Source organism: uncultured Dokdonia sp. (assembly GCF_947492535.1).
Classification (GTDB): Bacteria; Bacteroidota; Bacteroidia; order Flavobacteriales; family Flavobacteriaceae; genus Dokdonia.
The window spans coordinates 61,947-82,282 of sequence record NZ_CANLNH010000009.1; the positions used below are offsets into that span (position 1 = coordinate 61,947).

Below are 20,336 nucleotides of genomic sequence, written 5' to 3' on the forward strand. Positions count from 1 at the left end.
CACGACTCTTTTTTTATAAATGGCTCAGGTACAACACTTTGTTTATAGATAAAAAATAGAAACATTTGAAGTGTCAAAAACATGCATGTAAAGTTCTTATTAGTAACCCAATTACTATAGTTTATTATGAAAACCTCATTCTTTACTACAAGAAATATTCTCTTTTAGTATCGTTGATTCTTATGAGTTGTAGTAATACTATTAATAGAACTAACCTTAGAAGAAACACAACATTTAAAATCTTATTTATTAAATAACCAATAGAGACGATCTCTCTAAGTAAATCAAAAATCATGAAAAATATCTTAACAACATTATCCGTAATTATTTTAAGTATCGTTTGCTTTTCTTGTGCAACAGATGATACAGAATCACATAGTGCTGCCCAAGATTTGGGTTCTGATGCTCGTTTTATAAGTTTTATGCAAGATCAATCGACAGTTTTAGACAATGTAAAAGACTTTAATGCATTCCAACCTTTTTTTGATAAAACGCATATAAGTGATGCAGATATTACTATTATATCAAGCCTATTAGGATATGACAGCAAAGCACAATATGAGAGTCATTTAAATAAACAAAATGAGACTATCAAAGCACTTAATGAACAGTACGATTTAAGTAAATATACACAAGCACAATTAACCCAGTTTGCCTTAGATGCTCTAAATACTACTAAAAGAAATAGTGAAACCCCTGTAGATATAGACCCTATTGATGAACTAGAAAGATGCATAGTTCGTTGTCAAAGAGAACTCTTCTTTTGTACTACTGACTCGGCCATACAATTCTTTAATGATACATCATTATGTGATATAAATCATGTAAATGATCCAGCTGCTTTAAGAATCTGTAAACTTACTGCTGAAATAGCCCATCTTGAGAGGCTAATTCAATGTCATACAACCGCTATAGAATGCTTAGAAGCTTGTGGAAATAATTAGAAGACTTTCAATAACTATCATATTTCAAAAGGGTGATTTAGATTATTCGTAAAGTACCTTTTTGAAATATGTATTTATTCTCTTCTTTCCTATCATAGATGCTCTTTGTTTTTATACAATCTATAACAATGGGTAATAACATTACTTAAAGGCAAGTACACGAGGGATTTATACGAAACTTAATTTTAATTTCGAAGCAAGTCTCGAAGTAATAACAGTAACACCTTTGGAGGCGCCAATAAAAGTAAAAACCTCGACACAAAATTGCATCGAGGTTTTATATGATAAGATTCCCATTTACGTGGGAATGAAATTATCCTCCAAAGTCATCAAATCGGATGTTCTCATCTGGAATACCAAAATCTTCTCCCATTTTCTGAACAGCGTTGTTCATTAATGGAGGTCCACAGAAGTATAATTCGATATCTTCAGGAGCTTCATGTTTGTTTAAATACTGATCTATCACTACTTGGTGAATAAATCCTACAAATCCGTCTCCTTCTCCTTCTGTAGTCTCTTTTACTTTCCAGTTATCTTCTTCTAATGGCTCAGAAAGTGCTAAGTAAAATTTAAAGTTTGGAAACTCTCTTTCTAATGCTCTAAAGTGTTCAAGATAGAATAACTCACGCTTAGAACGTCCTCCGTACCAATACGTGACTGTACGACCCGTTTTTAGCGTTTTGAATAGGTGGTATAAGTGTGAACGCATAGGTGCCATTCCTGCTCCTCCTCCTACATAAAGCATTTCTGCCTCAGACTCATTAATAAAGAATTCTCCATAAGGTCCAGAAATCACTACTTTATCTCCTGGTTTTTGAGCAAATATGTATGATGATGCAACACCTGGGTTTACATCCATCCATTGATTTTTAGCTCTATCCCATGGTGGCGTAGCAATACGCACATTTAACATAATCTCACGACCTTCTGCTGGAAAAGAAGCCATAGAATAGGCTCTCTCTACAGTCTCATTATTTTTCATAGTAAGCGGCCATAAACCAAACTTATCCCATTCTGCTTGGAATTTATCTGGAGTATCATGCTCTTCTGGATGGGCTGTAATATCTATATCAGCATATTTAATTTCGCATTCAGGAATTTCAATTTGAATATATCCTCCTGCTTTATATCCCATATCTTCAGGAATCTCAACAACAAATTCCTTAATAAAAGATGCTACATTATAATTACGAACAACAGTGGCATCCCATTTTTTAATTCCAAATACTTCTTCTGGAATTGTAATATTCATGTTTTGCTTTACTTTCACTTGACAAGCCAAACGAGCTCCATGCGCTAATTCTTTACGGCTAAAGTGAGGTGTTTCTGTTGGTAACGCTTCTCCCCCACCTTCTAATACGTGGCACTCACATTGAATACACGTACCTCCACCTCCACAGGCAGATGGTAAAAATATTTTATTATTACCTAAGGTAGATAAAAGAGTACTTCCTGAAGCAACTTCTACTTCTTTATCGCCGTTAATCGTAATCGTAACGGGTCCTGAAGGAGATAGTTTTTGTTTTGTAAATAATAGTAGTCCCACTAACAATAGTGTAAGTACTAAAAAGGCAACAATCGTGGCGATTACAACGCCAGACATACTAGCAACTAATAACATATGATTATTCTTTTTCGTTTGTAGTTAAAACTAGCTCATCGCTAGCCTCTTTTGACATTTCTTTTACTGGAGCAACTTCTGCAACAGGTGTTGTTTCTTCTTCTTCATCTCCTCCAGTTAACATTCCTCCAAAACTCATGAATCCAATAGCCATAAGTCCTGTAATGATAAACGTGATCCCTAATCCTCTAAGTGGTGCAGGTACATTTGAATATCTGATTTTTTCTCTAATCGCTGCGATAGCAAGAATGGCTAAAAACCATCCTATTCCAGATCCAATTCCATATGTAGTCGCAAGACCTAATGTTTGAATATCCCTTGATTGCATAAATAAAGATCCTCCAAGAATCGCACAGTTTACAGCAATAAGTGGTAAGAAAATACCTAGTGAGTTATAAAGCGATGGAGAAAATTTCTCTACAACAATCTCTACTAGTTGTACCATGGTTGCAATAGTAGCAATAAATAGAATGAAGGATAAGAAACTTAAATCGTAATCTGCATATTCAGGTCCTAACCAAGCTAATGCTCCATCACGTAAGATATACTGATCTAGTAACCAGTTTAAGGGAACCGTTACTGCAAGTACAAATATTACTGCGGCTCCAAGTCCCACAGCTGTACTTACTTTTTTAGATACTGCAAGGTATGAACACATTCCAAGGAACGTGGCAAATACCATGTTATCTATAAATATCGATTTAAAAAATAATTCTAAATGTTCCATTTTTTATTAGTGTAAAGTGTAAAGTATCAAGTGTTAATTTTATTTTGACCCAAATTTTTCTGGATTCAAAATCATAAAATTTAACAACCTCGCTACTTCTTCACTATCATTATTTAATATTTTAAATTTTTTTTCAGTTATGTACTCACATGCATAAGCAAATTCTAACCATGTTTGTGTTTCTCCATTTTCCGCATCACTATCAGTAAGTTTACTTACAAAGTGTTTTGGATATCTTCTTTTTCTATAAGCCTCGGAAAGATTTGTGGTAACACTTCTTGATGATCTTCTAATTTGATCAGTAAGAGAATACTTTTCTTCTTTCGGAAACTCTTTTGATAATTCAAAGATTTTCATAGCAAGATCAAATGATCTTTGATACGCTAATAAATCTTGAACTTTCATATTTTATTCAGAACATATATTTTCGCGAAAGCATAAAAACTAGACACTTTTCACTAAATACTAAAACCCTAGTTTTCTTCGATTAATGCTTTATTGCGTGAACGTTGTACCCATATAATAAGTCCAACAACAATCAGTGCCATAGGTGATAATAACATAAATCCATTATTCTCATATCCTGTAGCATATAATCCTGTTTTTTCTATTGGATCTCCTAATACTTTAAATCCAAGTAATGTACCTGAACCAAAAAGTTCTCTAAAGAATCCTACAATAATTAAGATCACTCCATACCCAAGTGCATTTCCTATTCCATCTAGGAAAGAACGCCATGGGCCATTTCCTAAAGCAAAGGCTTCAAAACGTCCCATAATAATACAGTTGGTAATAATAAGTCCTACGAATACTGAAAGCTCTTTACTTAAGGTATATGCATATGCTTTTAGTACTTGATCAACAATAATTACAAGTGTTGCTACAACCACTAATTGTACAATAATTCTGATTTTTGAAGGAATGATGTTTCGCATAAGCGAGATCACTACATTTCCTATACCTAACACAAAAATTACAGATACTGCCATCACAATAGATGCCTTTAACTGTGCTGTAATTGCCAATGCAGAACAAATACCTAATACTTGTATTGTAATCGGGTTATCGTCTGCTAACGGATCAAGAATTAATTTTTGATCTTTTTTTGATAGTAATCCCATAATATTATTTCAAGTTTTGAATATGAGGAATATATGATTTTAATGTGCTCTTGAACATGGCAGTTACACCATCTCCTGTGATTGTTGCACCAGCTAAAGCATCAACTTCATTATCATCTTTAGTTTCATTTTTAGGATCATTATTTCCTTTAGCAACTGTAATACCTGCATATTTGTTGCCGTTCATAATTTGTTCTCCTAAGAAATCATCCATAAAGTAACGCTCTTTGATATTGGCTCCTAATCCAGGTGTTTCTCCTTTATGATCAAAAATAGCACCTTGTACAATGAGTTTATCATCTAGGGCAACATATCCCCAGATAGCATCCCAAAGTCCTTTCCCGTACATAGGGATTACGTAAAACTTTTTACCGTCGCGTTCTCCTACAAACAATGGTAGTTTACGTTCACTCTTAGGCGTTTTACTTTGTTTCTTCATATCTATTTTAAAAGCATCTTCTCCTTCAAGAACTTTTCCATTTTGAAAAACAAAACTTTCCTTGATGTAATTTGTATATGCTTCTTCTACTTTATCGGTAGCTATAAAATTTACAGAGCCTGTATCGTCTCCGTTTTCATGAACACCCATAGCGTATAGAATACTCTGTTGCTTTTCAAAACGTTCATTTTCTTTAATGGCAGGTTTAAGGCCTGTAGCAAGTGCTGCCAGAATACCTCCTACAACAAATACCATTACTGTTGCAAAACCTATTGTATATCCGTTTCCGTCTGTATTTGCCATGATTATGCTGTTTTAACTTTTAGACGTTTCATTCTTTTCTTCACATTCCCTTGAACCACATAATGGTCAATCGTAGGTGCAAACACATTCATTAATAGTATAGCAAGGAATACTCCTTCTGGATATGCTGGATTAAATACACGAATCATAATAGCTATAAATCCAATAAAGAATCCATAAATCCATTTCCCTTTATTGGTTTGAGAAGCTGTTACAGGGTCTGTAGCCATATAGACTGCTCCAAATAAAATACTACCTATAATAAGGTGTTGCCAATAAGGAATACTCATTAATCCAAAGAATTTACTACTTTCATCTATCCAACCGGCTTCTACAACACCGTTAAATATAAGTCCCATAGCTACTGCTCCAACTACGGTACTAAGCATAATTCTCCAACTTCCTATTTTAGAGAAAATCAAGAATAAAGCACCAATAATAATTAAAAACTTAGAAGTCTCTCCTACAGATCCTGGTATATATCCCCAGAACATATCAGCATAATCATATCCTAAACTACCTGCATTTTGAGCATAAGCACCTAAGAGTGTTTCACCAGATATCGCATCTGCAGTTCCTGCTCTATCAACAGCTTCTGCTACCCATACTTTATCGCCAGACATCCATGTTGGATATGCAAAGAATAAGAAAGCACGGATCGTAAGTGCAGGATTAAGAATATTCATTCCAGTTCCTCCAAATACTTCTTTTCCTATCACAACACCAAAAATCACTGCAACTGCAAGCATCCATAATGGAATATCAATTGGCACAATTAACGGCACTAACATTCCTGTTACTAGGTATCCTTCTTCTACTTCATGGCCTTTGATCACTGCAAAAATAAATTCTACAAGAAGACCAACACCATAGGAAACAATAACAAGTGGGACTACTTTCCAAGCGCCTAAAGAAAAGTTTTCCCAAGTAATAAAGTTACCCCATATAGATAATTCTCTTGTAATCCCATTTGCAGCATCGACAGCTGCATAATGCTGATATCCTGCATTAAAAATACCGAAGATTAAACATGGCACTAATGCCATAATCACGGTATTCATAGTACGTTTTAAGTCATCTACAGCTCTAATGTGCGAACCACTATGAGTCGTCTCATTAGGACTATATAAAAAAGTATGAATTGCATTAAATGCGGGGGCCATTTTCTTGCCCTCATACTTCATTTTAATTTTATGTAAGTTTTGTTTTAATCCCATCACTTATCCTATTTCATTATACATCAAGTCAAGACCTTCTCTGATAATGTCTTGGTGCGGTTGTTTTGACACACAAATAAACTCTGTAAGTGCAAAATCTTCTGGTGCTACCTCATACATTCCTAACGCTTCCATTTCATCAAGATCTTTTACCATACAAGCTTTTAAAATCTGTAATGGATAAATATCTAAAGGAAATACTTCTTCATAATTACCAGTAACTACAAAAGCACGGTGTTCTCCATTTGTATTGGTATCAAGGTCGTACTTCTTTTTAGGTTGCATCCATGAGAACGTTAATGCTCTAGAAGGTGATATTTTATTGAAAACTGGCTTATTCCATCCAAAGAATTCATAATCATCTCCTTCTGGAATAGCAACAAATTCGTTTGCGTAATATCCTAAAGCGCCGTCTGGCTTTATTTGATTACCAGTAAGCACGTTTCCTGAAATAAAACGATTGGTATCTCCATCTACTCCTGCATCATATGCAAACGTAGATACTTCAGCTCCAATAATCGTTTTATAATAAGAAGGTTTCTTAACTCCAGAACCAGCTACAGAAATAATGCGAGTTGCATTAAATGCGCCTGTAAGTAGTAGCTCTCCAATAATAACAAGATCCTGAGCAGCTACTGTCCAAACAGTTTCTCCTTTATTTACAGGATTTAATTTATTGATAAGTGTTCCTACATTTCCAGCTGGATGCGGTCCTTTTACTGTATGTGTCACCACATTATTCATTCCTGAAAATATAGAACTGCTAGATCCAACAGAAATATGCACACCACCTGAAGTAAGTGCGTTTAATGCTGTTAATGCTGCCTGTAGTTCTGCTTCTTTCCCAGAAAGAACAAAATCTAAATCTGGTGCAAGTGGTGCTGTATTATGTCCAGAGATGAAAATTGCCTTTGGCTCATTTACTGGATTTGCAACCACATCATATGGACGTTGTTTGATAAACGGCCATAATCCGCTAGATAAAAGCTTTTCTTTGATGTCTTCTGGAGATGCAGAAGCACTTAATTTTCCAAAATCTCTAGTCCCTCCTGAGTAATCTGCTTCAATCACAAGATCGGTGATCACACGACGTGCACCACGCTTAATTTCTACGAGTGTTCCTGCTACAGGAGACACAAAACGTATTTGCTCTTGTGATTTTGAAAAGAATAACTCGTCGCCAACTTGAAGTTTTGCTCCTTCTTTGACAACCATTTTAGGAGTAACCAGATGAAAATCTGAAGGTCTGATAATTACAGTTCTTGATCGTGGCCCCTCAGAAATACTCTTTTCTGCTTCGCCCACTAATCGTATATCAAGACCTTTTTTAATTCTAATGTCTTTTGACATATGTCAGTAGATTTTTGTTATCTAAAACCTTACTATTTTAAGGTGTGCAAATTTACAAATTTCTATACGTTTTTTCCACTCGGAAAATAGGGATCATATTATTTATAACTATTCTAAATAACTAAATTTAAACATCCTTAAACAAATCACAAACATAAAGCGAGTCTAAAGGCGTTTATTAGTAACAAATTAACGAATCATATTGGGTTTGTTTAAGAGTACGCTTTCGCGAAAGCGTATAAAGAATCATCCATTTCTCGGTATAGATTTTGATTATATTTGACCAATAACTATCATTACTTATGAAATCATCTAAATTATTACTTCTCTTTTTTGTGGTTTTTGCTTACAATTTGTCTTTTGCTCAGATTGCTGTAGAAACTCCAGAACCTTCCTATATTAAATCTATTCAATTTAGAGGAGATACATTTTTAGGAGAACTTCCTACTATAAAATTAGGTGATCCACTACAGTTAAGTTTTGATGATATTATTGGAGATGAACATGATTACTATTATAAAATCACACATCATGATGCAGATTGGTCTCCTAGTAAGTTAGCGCGTTCTGAATTTATGAGAGGCATGGATAATGTGCGTATTCTAGATATTGAAAATTCTGTCGCTACTTTACAGTTATATTCTAATTACCATTTAAATATCCCTAATAAGTTCACACAAGGACTTACCAAAACTGGAAATTATTTAATGAGTATCTTTAATGAAGAAGGAGAATTAGTGTTTTCTAGAAAATTTATGATCTACAATCCGCAATTTGCAGTTGGTGTACAAATAAAAAGATCTAGAGATCTTAATTATGTAAACACAAAACAAGTAGTTCGCTTTTTTGTAAACGGAGGAGAGCAGCCTATCATTAATCCAAGGCAAAATGTAAAAGTGGTGATTTTACAAAACAACAATCTTAAAACTGCTATTACGGGTGTCATACCTCAGTTTACAGTAGGTAATAAACTGGAATATCGTTATGATCAAGAGACTGCTTTTTGGGCAGGGAATGAATTTTTTAATTTTGAAAACAAAGATATACGTGGTGCAACAGCAGCTATACGCTATATAGAACTCAAAAAACTATACCATAATTATTTGTATACAAATCAAGTTCGTTCTGATATTCCATATACATTTAACCCAGACATAAATGGAAACTTTGTCATTACTACCTTACAAGGTAGAACACCTAGATCTGAAGCTGAATATGCATGGATTCATTTTAGCCTAGATCACACAGAGGTAGAAGAAGGAAAAGAGATACATGTATATGGTAATTTTAATAATTATGTTACTAACAAATCTACTAAGTTAGTTTACAATCCAAAGACCTATAGATACGAACTGCCGATGCTTTTAAAACAAGGGTTTTATAATTACAAATATGTATTGGTAGAAGAAGATGGTACAATTAATAGAGAAAAAGCAATTAGCGGGAATTATTGGCAAACAGAAAACGACTATCAAGTATTAGTATATTATCGTCGTCCAGGTGGACGTTTTGATGAATTAGTAGGATTAGGAAGTAGTAACTCTTCTGTGATCACTAATTAACACAAAACTCCTATATTTATGGCATGGAGGAAACTTCGATAAAGCCAAATAGCCGCAAAGCCATCAAATACCGCGGAGTTGAATGTCTCAACTGCGCGCACCCACTGGATCTTACTGATAGATTCTGCGCCTATTGTGGGCAACTTAACACAACCAAACGACTTACACTTAAAGATTTTATCGGCGAGTTTGTTTTAAGTGTATTTACCTACGACTCTCGTTTTAGACACACACTAAAAGATTTACTCTTTAAACCGGGAACGATTACACGATATTATGTAGATGGAAAACGTTTTCATTATGCAAATCCTTTTCGATTCTTTTTAAGTGCCAGTATCTTTTACTTTATCATTCTAGGAGCTCTGTCATTTTTTAACAACGATTTCACTGATGATATTCCTGATTCACCCTTAGTGAATATAAATATGGATAATGAAAAAGCTATTGAAGCATTGGACATTGCGCTACAGGATTCTATCCCCGAAATTCAAGGAATTCCTACTCAATTTAATGAGAATATAAAAGCAGCTATAGAAGAAGCTAAAAAAGAAACAGAACGAAAAAAAGCTGAAAAAGCTAAAAAAGACTCTTTAGGCTACAAATATATAGCTCAAAAAGATATGGACACTTTAAATGATGTTGAGTCATTTGTAGAAAGATTCAAATTATTCAGGGATTTTTATCAAGCTACAGATATCTCTAGCGCTACTACAGCGCTAGACAGTCTCAAATATGATAGAACTAAAATAAATGTCTGGATGTATAATAAAAATGACGCCATAGAGAGAGTTCAAAAAGATCCTTTTCGCTTTGTAAATTACATGGCATCAAAAACTCCTTTCTTCCTGTTTTTCTTCGCTCCTTTTTACGCACTATTTTTCTGGCTCATTTACTCTAAAAAGCGAGCAAACTATATGGAACATTTGGTTTTTATCTTCCATATTTTTAGTTGGATTTTTGTGGTCTTATTAATTTCTTTAATTCCCGATTCCTTTATTCCTAATGATAGTATTGTAGCTCCTATCTTGCTTACGTTAATAGGTCCATTTTATTTTTATAAGGCCTTACGAAATTTTTATAAGCAAAATCGCGTTATCACATTAATAAAATTTGTATTTTTAAATATTGTTTTTATGATATCAACGTCCATTTTTGCGTTGATATTCTTTGCATTAACTGCAGCTTTTTATTAAAAAGAGATGGTACAACAGGTCACAAGAGGCATAAAAATCTCGGTAGAAACTACCTTTGAAGGCACGTTTTATAAAAATTATAAAATGCATTTTGCCTTTGGATATCGTGTGACTATTGAAAATCAAAGTAAAGATTCGGTTCAATTAATGGCTCGCCACTGGAAAATTTATGACTCATTAAATTCTCCTGAAATTGTAGATGGTGAAGGTGTTATTGGAAAAAAACCTGTTTTAAAACCAGGAGAAAAGCATACATATAGTTCTGGATGTTTACTCACCTCTCCTTTTGGAGCGATGGAAGGCTATTATCATATGGTTAATTTTACGACAACACGAAAGTTTAGAGTAAAAATTCCAACATTTAAACTAAGTGCTCCTTTTGCTTTGAATTAGGCACTATTCCTATTTCTCTCTTAGTCAAATCAAAACGATACGATTTCCCTTCTTGTTCTAGTGTACAAAATGCACAATTGCTATCATATACAAACGCGTAGTCTTTTGCAATATCAAAACCGTCAGGTATTTGAGCAACTCCTTTAAAATCAGGAATTCCTTTTTCTGTAAATCGTGTAATTAGCACTTGATTCTTAGTCTCTTTTTCTAAAAGAAACCAAGCACTACTGCCAATGCCGGTTAAAAGTTGTGCTCCCTCTGGCAATGCTACATCATCTTTTCCATCTTGGAAATAAGATGCAGGTACTTTTTTATCAAAGTAATTGGTTAAGTTTTCTTTTAACGCTGTAGAATTATATTCAGAAATCACTCCATTGTAAATCTGGTATACCCTATTTGATGCACTTTTTTCTACATTTCCTACTGTACTAGGGGTAAATTTTTTGTTATGTTTAAGTGCTTTGATAATATGTTTCTCTTCTGTAGACGAAAGTATTGTTTCTGTCACAAATCGGGCACAATTACTACCTAAATTACCAAATGCCTTGTAAGGAACACTTCCTTGGTTTTGAAGACTCATTATATATTCATGTGCCTTTTCATAATTGACATGCTCATTTAAAGAGGCTACGAGTCGTCCAGAACCATGTGTTTTTTCAGGATGTGCATCTAACCACACTAAAAATTCATCTAAATTCTCAAGCGTATCATTGGTCACTATTGCTTTAAATGGAATTTCTAGCTCAGCATCTGTTTTTGCACCTCGCACTCTTCCCATCCCTTCGGGAGTGATGTAACGTCCAAAATCATAATAAAATGAATTTCCGGTAGCATTTTCTATAAGTACAAGCGCAGCATGCCCCGCTTTAATGTGCGTACGTGTACCTAATCCTACAAGAGGTAATAGTTTACACATCAGCTCATCAGACATTTTTACAAAAGTGTCTGGAAAAGCTAAGACAATTATTTTACCATTGTATTTCACACTGTTACTGTATCAAACTCGGCACGATGCACCTCATCTTTTTGCAAATCATAATATGTCATTGCACAGTTATCATCTATTTTTTCTACCTGTGTAACACTTACAGTTTTAAGTAAACCTCTATCTAAAAGCACATCTACATTTTTATCTCCTTCTCCTGCTGTGGTATGAAAATGATGTAAATCACTAGCATCAAATTTATCTTCATTTGAAAACACTTCAAACCAATCACGACGTTTTTGTTTCATTCGTGTATCATACAGTGTAGAAGAAGACCAAATCTTTGGAGCATCTGGCAATACCGTAATATGAGCCTTATATCCATCCCACACCAGTTCTGTTGCTTTTAATTCTGAACTCCAATCTATGGCTACAATCGTAAAAGGCTCAATGCCTTCATAATTAAAAGTGTCAATTGCATCACTTAAATCATCTGCTTTTAAAAGTTCTTTTACAACCACGCCACGACTCATTTTATAGTTTTCTACCTTCACATGGTTTTCAAAACCACCATTCAGGAGACATATCATCGTGTTTTTTTCAGAGATTCCAATCCAAGAACCGCCAGCAACTGCATCTTTTGGAAATAGCATTTTCACTCCATCTACATTATAAAAATCGGGAGGTAACGTAGTGCGGCCCACGGCTTCATCACGATTAGAAGTTAGAATAAAATTAGAATTTCCTTTAGGAATATAGGTTACTGTACACATAAAAATTTGGTCAGAAAATTAGCACGCAACTTACAAAAAATTCTACGAATGCATATCACGATACGCTAATAGATTGAAGATGCGTACGCTTTAACGTTCCACTCTCCCTTTGGTCGTGAATCTCGCAGGCTCGATTTCGTACTTCGATGAACTCAGTATAAACTTCGCTTTCGCGAAAGCGTAAACAATTTCGTACCTTCGCAACTCTTAAAATTAAAAAACGAAACACCTATGGGAAAAGGATTTTTTCAAGTACCAATTGCTGTCAATGAGCCTGTAAAAGGGTATGCACCTGGTTCTCCAGAAAGAGAAGCAGTAGCGGCAGCTTATAAAACACTTTTTAATGCACATACAGAAGTACCGATGTACATCAATGGTCAAGAAGTGCGTACAGGAAATACAAGAACAATGTCACCTCCTCATGATCATAAACATATTGTAGGAGAGTATCATCTTGCTGAGAAGTCGCATATAGAAGATGCTATTTCGGGTGCACTTGAGGCAAGAACAGCGTGGGCTGAACTTCCTTGGGAACAACGTGCCGGTATATTTTTAAAAGCAGCCGAGCTTATCGCTGGACCATATCGTGCTCGTATTAATGCAGCAACGATGATTGCACAATCTAAAACAGTACATCAAGCTGAAATAGATGCTGCTTGTGAACTTATAGATTTCTTACGTTTTAATGTACAGTTTATGACTGACATTTATAACGAGCAACCAGAATCTACTTCTGATGCTTGGAACCGTTTAGAATATCGTCCTTTAGAAGGATTTATCTATGCAATTACACCATTTAACTTTACAGCAATTGCAGCAAATTTACCTGCAAGTTGTGCATTAATGGGAAATGTTGTGGTATGGAAACCTTCAGATAGTCAAATGCTTTCTGCTAAAATTATCTTAGATATTTTCCGTGAAGCGGGTGTTCCTGACGGCGTGATCCAAGTAGTGCACGGAGATCCCGTAATGATTACTGATACCGTACTTGATAGTCCAGATTTTTCTGGATTACACTTTACAGGATCGACACACGTATTTAAAGATCTTTGGGCAAAAATTGGAACGAATATTCACAATTATAAAACTTACCCTCGTATTGTTGGAGAAACTGGAGGAAAAGATTTTATCGTTGCTCATCCATCTGCAAAAGCAGACCAAGTAGCTACTGCTATAGTACGTGGTGCTTTTGAATTCCAAGGGCAAAAATGTAGTGCTGCAAGTCGTGCATATATTCCTGCTAGCTTATGGCCAGCTGTAAAAGAACAGGTAATTAAAGATGTGAACTCATTTAAGATGGGGTCACCAGAAGATATGGGCAACTATATTACGGCAGTGATTCATGAAGGTTCGTTTGATAAATTAGCTTCATTTATAGATCAAGCAAAAGCAGATGCTGGTGCTGAGATTATCGTAGGTGGGGGTCATGATAAATCAAAAGGATACTTTATCGAGCCTACTGTTATTGTAGCAGAGGACCCAAAATACACAACGATGTGTACAGAGCTTTTTGGCCCTGTGATTACGATATACATTTATGAAGATGCCAATTGGAGCGCAACACTAGAATTGGTAGATCAAACTAGTGAATACGCCTTAACAGGTGCGGTGCTTTCTACCGATCGTTATGCGATACAAGAGGCAACAAAGGCACTTAAAAACGCGGCAGGTAACTTCTACATCAATGATAAACCAACAGGTGCGGTGGTAGGACAACAACCTTTTGGAGGTGCAAGAGCATCAGGAACTAATGACAAAGCAGGTTCTGCTTTAAACTTATTACGTTGGGTGAGTCCTCGCATGATTAAAGAAACCTTTGTAACACCTACAGATTATAGATATCCATTTTTAGGGTAATTTCATTCCCGCGAAGGCGGGAATCTCATCATATAAAAAAACACTGCCTTCTAGGCGGTGTTTTTTTGTTAAGAATATATCTCTTTCTATCACTCAAAAAGATCATACAACACATTTAAAACTTCTTACTTTCAAAATAACTTACTATTGCTAAACAAATCTTAGATATAGGTAAAGCATTAATTAACTGAACAATCCTTTTTACAACAATACCAGACTTCTTTGTTGGCATAATCCAAAACAGCAATATGACTATCAAGAAAAATAGCAACACGAGTAGTAAATTTAAATTGTAGAAATATTGTTCCATAAAAATTGTAATAATATGTTCAACAAAATAAAGTTTTAATAATCAAAAATCTCGTTCCTATGCGTTCCGGAACGGATTAATTGACTAGTTTTATATTTGGCAAATGAAAATTTTCTTTTTCAAAAGTATTTTGGTTTTCTTCAAACTTACTATCTAAAGGATTTAAATATTTTCTTAATGTACCCTCTGAAACATCAACCTCAAAAAGTTGCTTAATTAATCTAGCAAAAGCAGTGTAATTTACTTCTCCATTCTTTAGTTTAGGAGTTTCTATATAACCTTCTTGAGCTAGTTTACTAAAAACATATCCAATATGAGTTCTTTTACCTAACCATTTAATTTTGGGTGTTTCCTGATTCAAGGAACGGATTTCCCTTATTTTTTCTTCAATTCTGCTTAAGTCAATAATGAATCGACTAGCAATATGAAAAAGAGCAAAAGGTAAACGACTTAAGATTTTCATTCTATGATTATGAAATTCTATACTATAATAACTAAACACATGATCTAGCCCAGATATGCTCGAATCTTTAAAAAGAGACTCATAAAATTCAACTATTGAACTATCTTTAAAATAACTTTCATAATTAACTTCTCTATTATTTATTATTTTTAGTTTATTTACACCTAAATTATCTATTAGATTGGAATAATATCTAGATTGCTTACTATCAATATAAAAATCAGCTTTAATAGTTCTAAGACTAATTTTAACCGCTTCAATATTAAACCTAATAAATGATTCAAAAGTATCTGAATTAGAAGTAGCTAGCTTTAAAAAAATTTGTGATAAAGCATTTTCATATTCTTTTTTTAGATCAATCAAAATTTCCTGTTGACGCAATTTTATTGACTCTATATCAACTTCATAATAATCTTTATTTTGATAATTCACAAGAACGTAATGTTTATCAAAAGCAACTAAATCAGAATTTGGGTCTACTAAGAATTCTAAATAATAATTTTCCCTTAAGGATTTGATTAAATTTTTAACACTTTTCATTAAGTAAAAGTAACATTAATTCTTCCTAAACAAATTCACCGTCACAGCAGCCAATTCAGAATTAGGAAACTTCTGCCCTAATCGTTTATCAGGGTGAAGCCCTGCTTCAGCAAGAATTTTATAAAAGACTGGAACTTCTACAATATATTGATCTGAAAAACCATGTGTCGCATCATAAGCTGTTACTGCTGTTTTTCCAATATGTTGAGCTACAATTTCTGGTTGCACCGTATGCAATTCAATAACTAATAATCCAAATGTAGACACATACGGAGCCCATTTTTCAATATGTTCTAATAAGGAGTCTTCCACTAGGTCATTAGACATACGTTCACCCTCAAAAACATAGGCTCCCGTAGAGTCACTTATGCGTTTTTCAGATCTAGGCTCAGGCATTTTCCAGATACGATTATGATCTAAGAACGAACGTACATTTAATAGTTCGCCTAATGCAATTCCATAATTATCTTGAAGATCTTTTGCTAATTGGTCAGGATCTCCAATATCACCCCAGACTACTTTCGCCCAAATTTCAGCTTGTACCAGATTTCCTTTCGTAATATGTAATGCTGCTTCGTTATAATCAACTCCCACTAAGATAAGTGGATGTTCATCTAGCATTCGACCCCGTAATGTTTGCTTTTCAATAACATTATATAAGTGAATTAAAAAAGCTCCATTTCCACATCCCATATCAAGGATTCCTTTCGGTTGCTCTTCTATAGGTTTATTAAATAAGTGAATGATAATCTCATCTACTACTTTAAAATAACTGGAATGTGCACCTCCACTCCCCCATACATTCATCGCTCTATCTACATGTCCTTCTTTATTTCCATCTCCTGCATCTTTGGCTGCTTTTGGGTTTCCAAAAAGCAATTCATCTAACCTTCTCAAGGTTGGAATGTACGATACCGTTACCCCATAAGCACTTGCACGCTTGGCATAAAAGAGTCCTTTTTCCGTAAACTGATAGGTGCCATTATGAGATGTAAACAAATCAAAATAACATAATATATCGAGTAGCTCTTTAAAATGAGTAGCATCCTTATGAAATTCTTCAGGCTTGAAACTTGCTTGCATAAAGTACTTATGAAACATTCCTCCCATTGCGAGATGTACTAAAGTTGGCCCTAAAATAATCCCTTCTATATGTTTTAATATTTGATGCTGAATAGTAGCTACATTTTCATCTTCTGCTATAGTGACTCCATAATTCTTTTTAAAAGACATGAAGATGTTCTTTAGCATTTGAAAAGGTGCTGCTTCAAATTTTCGATCATGAAACTTTGCTGAAAATTTCTGTAAGTTGACTACATCTTCATAAAGATGAAATAAGCCAAAAGCAATTTCACTAGAAGCAGTTGTACGATATAGTACATCACTACCATTATCTTGAATAGACTGTTGCAACCAACCTTGAGAACACATGACTCGTAAAGCTACATTGAGATATCCTTCATTTGCATTATATGCACTTGTCAATTCTGATAACAAACAAGATTCATCTTTTAGTAATTGTGTGGTGATTCCTTTCGCATAAAGTTCATATGCAACTGGCGCTGTTACAATACCATCTAAATGTCTAAATAAATCGGATCGGTATTGTGTATTATTCTTTTTTACAGTCATATGACTAAATATAGTAAAAATTGCTACATATCAAGTTACTAATTTCTTATAAGAACATTACCTCACTCAAAAGTAACGTTCACTCATTTATCATTTTAAAAGGCAGTTGCCTAGTCTACTTTTGATATAAATAATCAAACAACCATCTCATGAAAAAAATTACACTATTCGCTATCTTATTGTATGCCTTCAACACTTTAAGTGCCCAAACAACCATTAAAGGTACTGTTACCGATGAGATAAGTGCATTAGAATGGGCCAATATTTATATTAAAAATAGCACCATAGGAACTACCACAGATGCAAATGGAAACTTCAAATTACAAGTGCAAAAAGGAGACACACTTGCTATTTCCTATACAGGATATCAAACTAAAGAAATTGTCGTTAACACTCAGAAATTTATCCCTATTACTTTAGAAAATGAATCCCTTGATGAAGTGATTATAACTTCACAGTCTAGTCGAAGAGTTACCTGTAGCACAAGGTGTTCTTGGACGGTAGTAACTGAGGAAGTTTCAGAAAATCTTTCAAATTCTTTTTCCACTCCATCCTTATATCCAAACCCGTCTTCCAATGGGATATTCCATCTTACAATGTCAACTCCCTACAAAGAAGTACAAGTAACGGTTACTAACCTATTGGGACAGCAAGTACACTCCAAAAGGTATCAAAATACAAAGACAAGTATCACACTAGATTTAGCTTCGGTTAGAACGGGAATTTATTTGATTAATATGATAGCAGATGGAGTGGGTCTCCCTACTCAAAAGGCAATTAGAAAATAATACAGCCACTACTTTTGGTATTGTATTTGTGTACGCTTTCGCGAAAGCGTATAAAGAAACAATCATATCATTTTTCTAAATGTGTTAGTTTTCTTATCATTACGTTATCTTTAACAACCATTCTATTGAATAAAATTACACTACTTGTTTTTAGTATTTGTATTCTTTTTAGCAAGTCGCTATTAAGCCAAGATTTCTGCAAACAATGGAAATTACTACAAGACGTAGTCGCCACAAATCACTATAGTCCAAAATCTATAGATGATGAAATGTCTGAAGCTGTTTTCGATCTCATGATCAATGCAATTAATGACACAGGATTTCATTTTTTAAAATCTGATTTTGATGCCTTTGAAAAAGACAAAACACAATTAGATGACTATCTATCAAATAAAGATTGTTCCTTTCTCACTACGTATGTAACTACTTTTGAAAAAAGAATTCAAGAGTCTAAGAATATCATTTCTGAACTTTCTTCGGCTACACTTTCTTACGATGGAAAAGATACTTTACATTTTACACGAAATAATGGCGACCTTTTTTATAAAAATATAGAAAATAAAAAAAGATACTGGCGTAAATCTATAAAGTATAGAACCATCACAAAATATATCAATGAAGCTCCTGAAGAAAAACATATAGAAAACGATTTTCTTGCTGTAGAAAAAACATACCGCACACACGTTATAGAAAATGCTTTATGTCAACTTGATGAAATACTCAGTGTTAAGAATGGAATACAGCGTCAATTTGAAAATATTGTATTAGATGCATTTGTAAAATATCAAGACCCTCATTCTTCATTTTTAGACACGCAAGACAAAACAGCATATGAAGCACAACTTGCCACCTCACAAGTCGCTACAGGTGTGCAAACCTATAAAAACAATGAAGGTGCTATTGAAGTTTCTTATATAACACCTGGAAGTAACGCTTTTAAAAATAGAAATATTACTGAAGGTGATATCATTGTTTCTGTAACCATAAAAGATACAACCATTGATTTATCGTGTTTTTCAAACGATGAATTACAAAGACAAATACAAGATACATTTGTAGAAGAAGTAACTTTTAACATCAGAAAAAATGACGGTGTATTAAAACAAATAACACTTGTAAAATCTAAAATAGAAGTGGAGGAAAATAATCTCACAGGATTTGTTATTACTGGAGAGAAACGCATAGGTTTTATAAGCATCCCATCTTTTTATACAGATTACGAATCTCCAAATGGATTAGGAATGGCAAATGATGTGGCTAGAGAGTTATATAAATTACAGAAAATGAATATCGATGCATTAATCATTGATGTACGTGACAATGGAGGTGGTTCTATGAAAGAAGCTATTGATCTTTCTGGGCTTTTTATTGACAGAGGTCCAGTTGCTATTTTAAAAGATCAAGCAGGAGAAACAGCCACGTTACGAGATTCTAACAGAGGTGTTGCTTTTACAAAACCCCTAGCAATACTTGTAAATGAATATAGTGCCTCTGCCTCTGAGTTCTTTTCGGCAGCAATGCAAGATTATAATAGAGCATTAATTATTGGAGCTACTACGTATGGAAAATCATCTGCACAAGTGATGATTCCATTACAGGAAGATGATGAAAATAGTGATTTTACAAAACTTACTTCAGAAGTGTTTTATAGAGCTACAGGAAAGAGCCATCAGGCGCAAGGGGTGATTCCAGATATTACATTGCCTTCTATTTATACAGATATTGCCAGTAGTGAAGCTTCAGAAAAATACCCGCTTCCAAATGATGATGTAATCGTAAAACTTAAAGCTAGGCCGTTACCCGTTATTGCAAAAGAAGTTCTCTCTAAAAATAGTAAGGCAAGAATTCAGGGTAACAGCACATTTTCCAGTATTACTGACAGTAATAAAAAACTAGTTGCTATGTTACAGGAAAACGATCATATTCCAGTATCGTTTTCAAAAGTAAAAGAATATCTTTCCTTTAGAGATGAATTATGGGATAGTTTTAGAGATGCCTCTAGTCAGGAAGATGCTATACTTACGATAGAAAATACAATAACAACAACCGAAATAAATGGATATGATGCTACTGCCAAAAAAGCCAATGAACAATTGCTTTCCAATATGAGTACAGATCCCTATATTATTGAAGCATCTAATATCTTAAAAGACTATCTGAAAAATTAAAATTACTATC

Annotated in this window: 18 protein-coding genes; 7 read left to right on the forward strand and 11 right to left on the reverse strand. The window is 34.2% G+C overall.

The window, feature by feature from the left end; translation table 11 throughout:
• Window positions 1-293 precede the first annotated feature (293 nt).
• Window positions 294-944 carry a hypothetical protein gene (locus tag Q1A60_RS13045; protein ID WP_299767372.1) on the forward strand — a complete coding sequence of 217 codons (651 nt, stop codon included), beginning with the start codon at window positions 294-296 and terminating at the stop codon, window positions 942-944.
• A gap of 313 nt (window positions 945-1,257) precedes the next feature.
• Here Q1A60_RS13045 and nqrF read toward each other — a convergent pair whose 3' ends face one another.
• The 7 genes from nqrF to Q1A60_RS13080 form a co-directional block, all read right to left on the reverse strand.
• Window positions 1,258-2,565 carry an NADH:ubiquinone reductase (Na(+)-transporting) subunit F gene (nqrF, locus tag Q1A60_RS13050; RefSeq protein ID WP_299767371.1) on the reverse strand — a complete coding sequence of 436 codons (1,308 nt, stop codon included), beginning with the start codon at window positions 2,563-2,565 and terminating at the stop codon, window positions 1,258-1,260.
• Window positions 2,566-2,569: 4 nt separating this feature from the next.
• Window positions 2,570-3,292 carry an NADH:ubiquinone reductase (Na(+)-transporting) subunit E gene (gene nqrE / locus Q1A60_RS13055; protein ID WP_299767370.1) on the reverse strand — a complete coding sequence of 241 codons (723 nt, stop codon included), beginning with the start codon at window positions 3,290-3,292 and terminating at the stop codon, window positions 2,570-2,572.
• A 39-nt stretch (window positions 3,293-3,331) separates the two neighbouring features.
• On the reverse strand, window positions 3,332-3,697 hold the full coding sequence (locus Q1A60_RS13060) for a four helix bundle protein (RefSeq protein ID WP_299767369.1): 366 nt from the start codon (window positions 3,695-3,697) through the stop codon (window positions 3,332-3,334).
• Between the two features lie 68 nt (window positions 3,698-3,765).
• Window positions 3,766-4,413 carry an NADH:ubiquinone reductase (Na(+)-transporting) subunit D gene (locus tag Q1A60_RS13065; protein ID WP_299767368.1) on the reverse strand — a complete coding sequence of 216 codons (648 nt, stop codon included), beginning with the start codon at window positions 4,411-4,413 and terminating at the stop codon, window positions 3,766-3,768.
• Between the two features lie 4 nt (window positions 4,414-4,417).
• Window positions 4,418-5,155 (reverse strand): Na(+)-translocating NADH-quinone reductase subunit C, encoded by a 738-nt coding sequence (locus tag Q1A60_RS13070; protein WP_299767367.1) that lies wholly within the window; start codon window positions 5,153-5,155, stop codon window positions 4,418-4,420.
• A gap of 2 nt (window positions 5,156-5,157) precedes the next feature.
• A complete protein-coding gene (locus tag Q1A60_RS13075) occupies window positions 5,158-6,372 on the reverse strand; it encodes an NADH:ubiquinone reductase (Na(+)-transporting) subunit B (protein ID WP_299767366.1) in 1,215 nt (404 codons plus the stop codon).
• A 3-nt stretch (window positions 6,373-6,375) separates the two neighbouring features.
• The gene (locus tag Q1A60_RS13080; RefSeq protein WP_299767365.1) at window positions 6,376-7,722 is read right to left on the reverse strand and encodes a Na(+)-translocating NADH-quinone reductase subunit A; all 1,347 of its coding nucleotides are present in this window, start codon (window positions 7,720-7,722) and stop codon (window positions 6,376-6,378) included.
• Window positions 7,723-8,024: 302 nt separating this feature from the next.
• Between Q1A60_RS13080 and Q1A60_RS13085 the strand changes: the two genes are divergently transcribed.
• From Q1A60_RS13085 to apaG, 3 genes are read left to right on the forward strand one after another with little or no spacing between them, the layout of a single operon-like run.
• The gene (locus tag Q1A60_RS13085; RefSeq protein WP_299767364.1) at window positions 8,025-9,284 is read left to right on the forward strand and encodes a type IX secretion system plug protein domain-containing protein; all 1,260 of its coding nucleotides are present in this window, start codon (window positions 8,025-8,027) and stop codon (window positions 9,282-9,284) included.
• Between the two features lie 23 nt (window positions 9,285-9,307).
• Window positions 9,308-10,477: a DUF3667 domain-containing protein gene (locus Q1A60_RS13090; protein WP_299767363.1), complete on the forward strand. Its 1,170-nt coding sequence runs from the start codon at window positions 9,308-9,310 to the stop codon at window positions 10,475-10,477.
• A gap of 6 nt (window positions 10,478-10,483) precedes the next feature.
• Window positions 10,484-10,870, forward strand: coding sequence for a Co2+/Mg2+ efflux protein ApaG (gene apaG / locus Q1A60_RS13095; RefSeq protein ID WP_299679317.1), 387 nt, complete (start codon window positions 10,484-10,486; stop codon window positions 10,868-10,870).
• Here apaG and Q1A60_RS13100 read toward each other — a convergent pair.
• Window positions 10,839-11,855, reverse strand: coding sequence for a DUF6695 family protein (locus tag Q1A60_RS13100; protein WP_299767362.1), 1,017 nt, complete (start codon window positions 11,853-11,855; stop codon window positions 10,839-10,841). The genes apaG and Q1A60_RS13100 overlap by 32 nt on opposite strands.
• Window positions 11,852-12,568: an NRDE family protein gene (locus Q1A60_RS13105; protein ID WP_299767361.1), complete on the reverse strand. Its 717-nt coding sequence runs from the start codon at window positions 12,566-12,568 to the stop codon at window positions 11,852-11,854. Before Q1A60_RS13105 ends, Q1A60_RS13100 begins: the two co-directional genes overlap by 4 nt.
• Window positions 12,569-12,799: 231 nt before the next feature.
• Here Q1A60_RS13105 and pruA point away from each other — a divergent pair, with 231 nt between their 5' ends.
• Window positions 12,800-14,425, forward strand: coding sequence for an L-glutamate gamma-semialdehyde dehydrogenase (gene pruA, locus Q1A60_RS13110; protein WP_299767360.1), 1,626 nt, complete (start codon window positions 12,800-12,802; stop codon window positions 14,423-14,425).
• Between the two features lie 386 nt (window positions 14,426-14,811).
• Here the strand turns inward: pruA and Q1A60_RS13115 are convergent, their stop codons facing one another.
• Complete coding sequence (locus Q1A60_RS13115) at window positions 14,812-15,738, reverse strand: hypothetical protein (protein ID WP_299767359.1); 927 nt, start codon at window positions 15,736-15,738, stop codon at window positions 14,812-14,814.
• 15 nt (window positions 15,739-15,753) lie between these two features.
• Window positions 15,754-17,370: a class I SAM-dependent methyltransferase gene (locus Q1A60_RS13120; RefSeq protein ID WP_299767358.1), complete on the reverse strand. Its 1,617-nt coding sequence runs from the start codon at window positions 17,368-17,370 to the stop codon at window positions 15,754-15,756.
• 149 nt (window positions 17,371-17,519) lie between these two features.
• Between Q1A60_RS13120 and Q1A60_RS13125 the strand changes: the two genes are divergently transcribed.
• On the forward strand, window positions 17,520-18,158 hold the full coding sequence (locus tag Q1A60_RS13125) for a carboxypeptidase-like regulatory domain-containing protein (protein WP_299767357.1): 639 nt from the start codon (window positions 17,520-17,522) through the stop codon (window positions 18,156-18,158).
• 125 nt (window positions 18,159-18,283) lie between these two features.
• Window positions 18,284-20,326, forward strand: a complete 2,043-nt coding sequence (locus Q1A60_RS13130; protein ID WP_299767356.1) for a carboxy terminal-processing peptidase — start codon at window positions 18,284-18,286, stop codon at window positions 20,324-20,326.
• The last annotated feature ends 10 nt before the right edge of the window (window positions 20,327-20,336 follow it).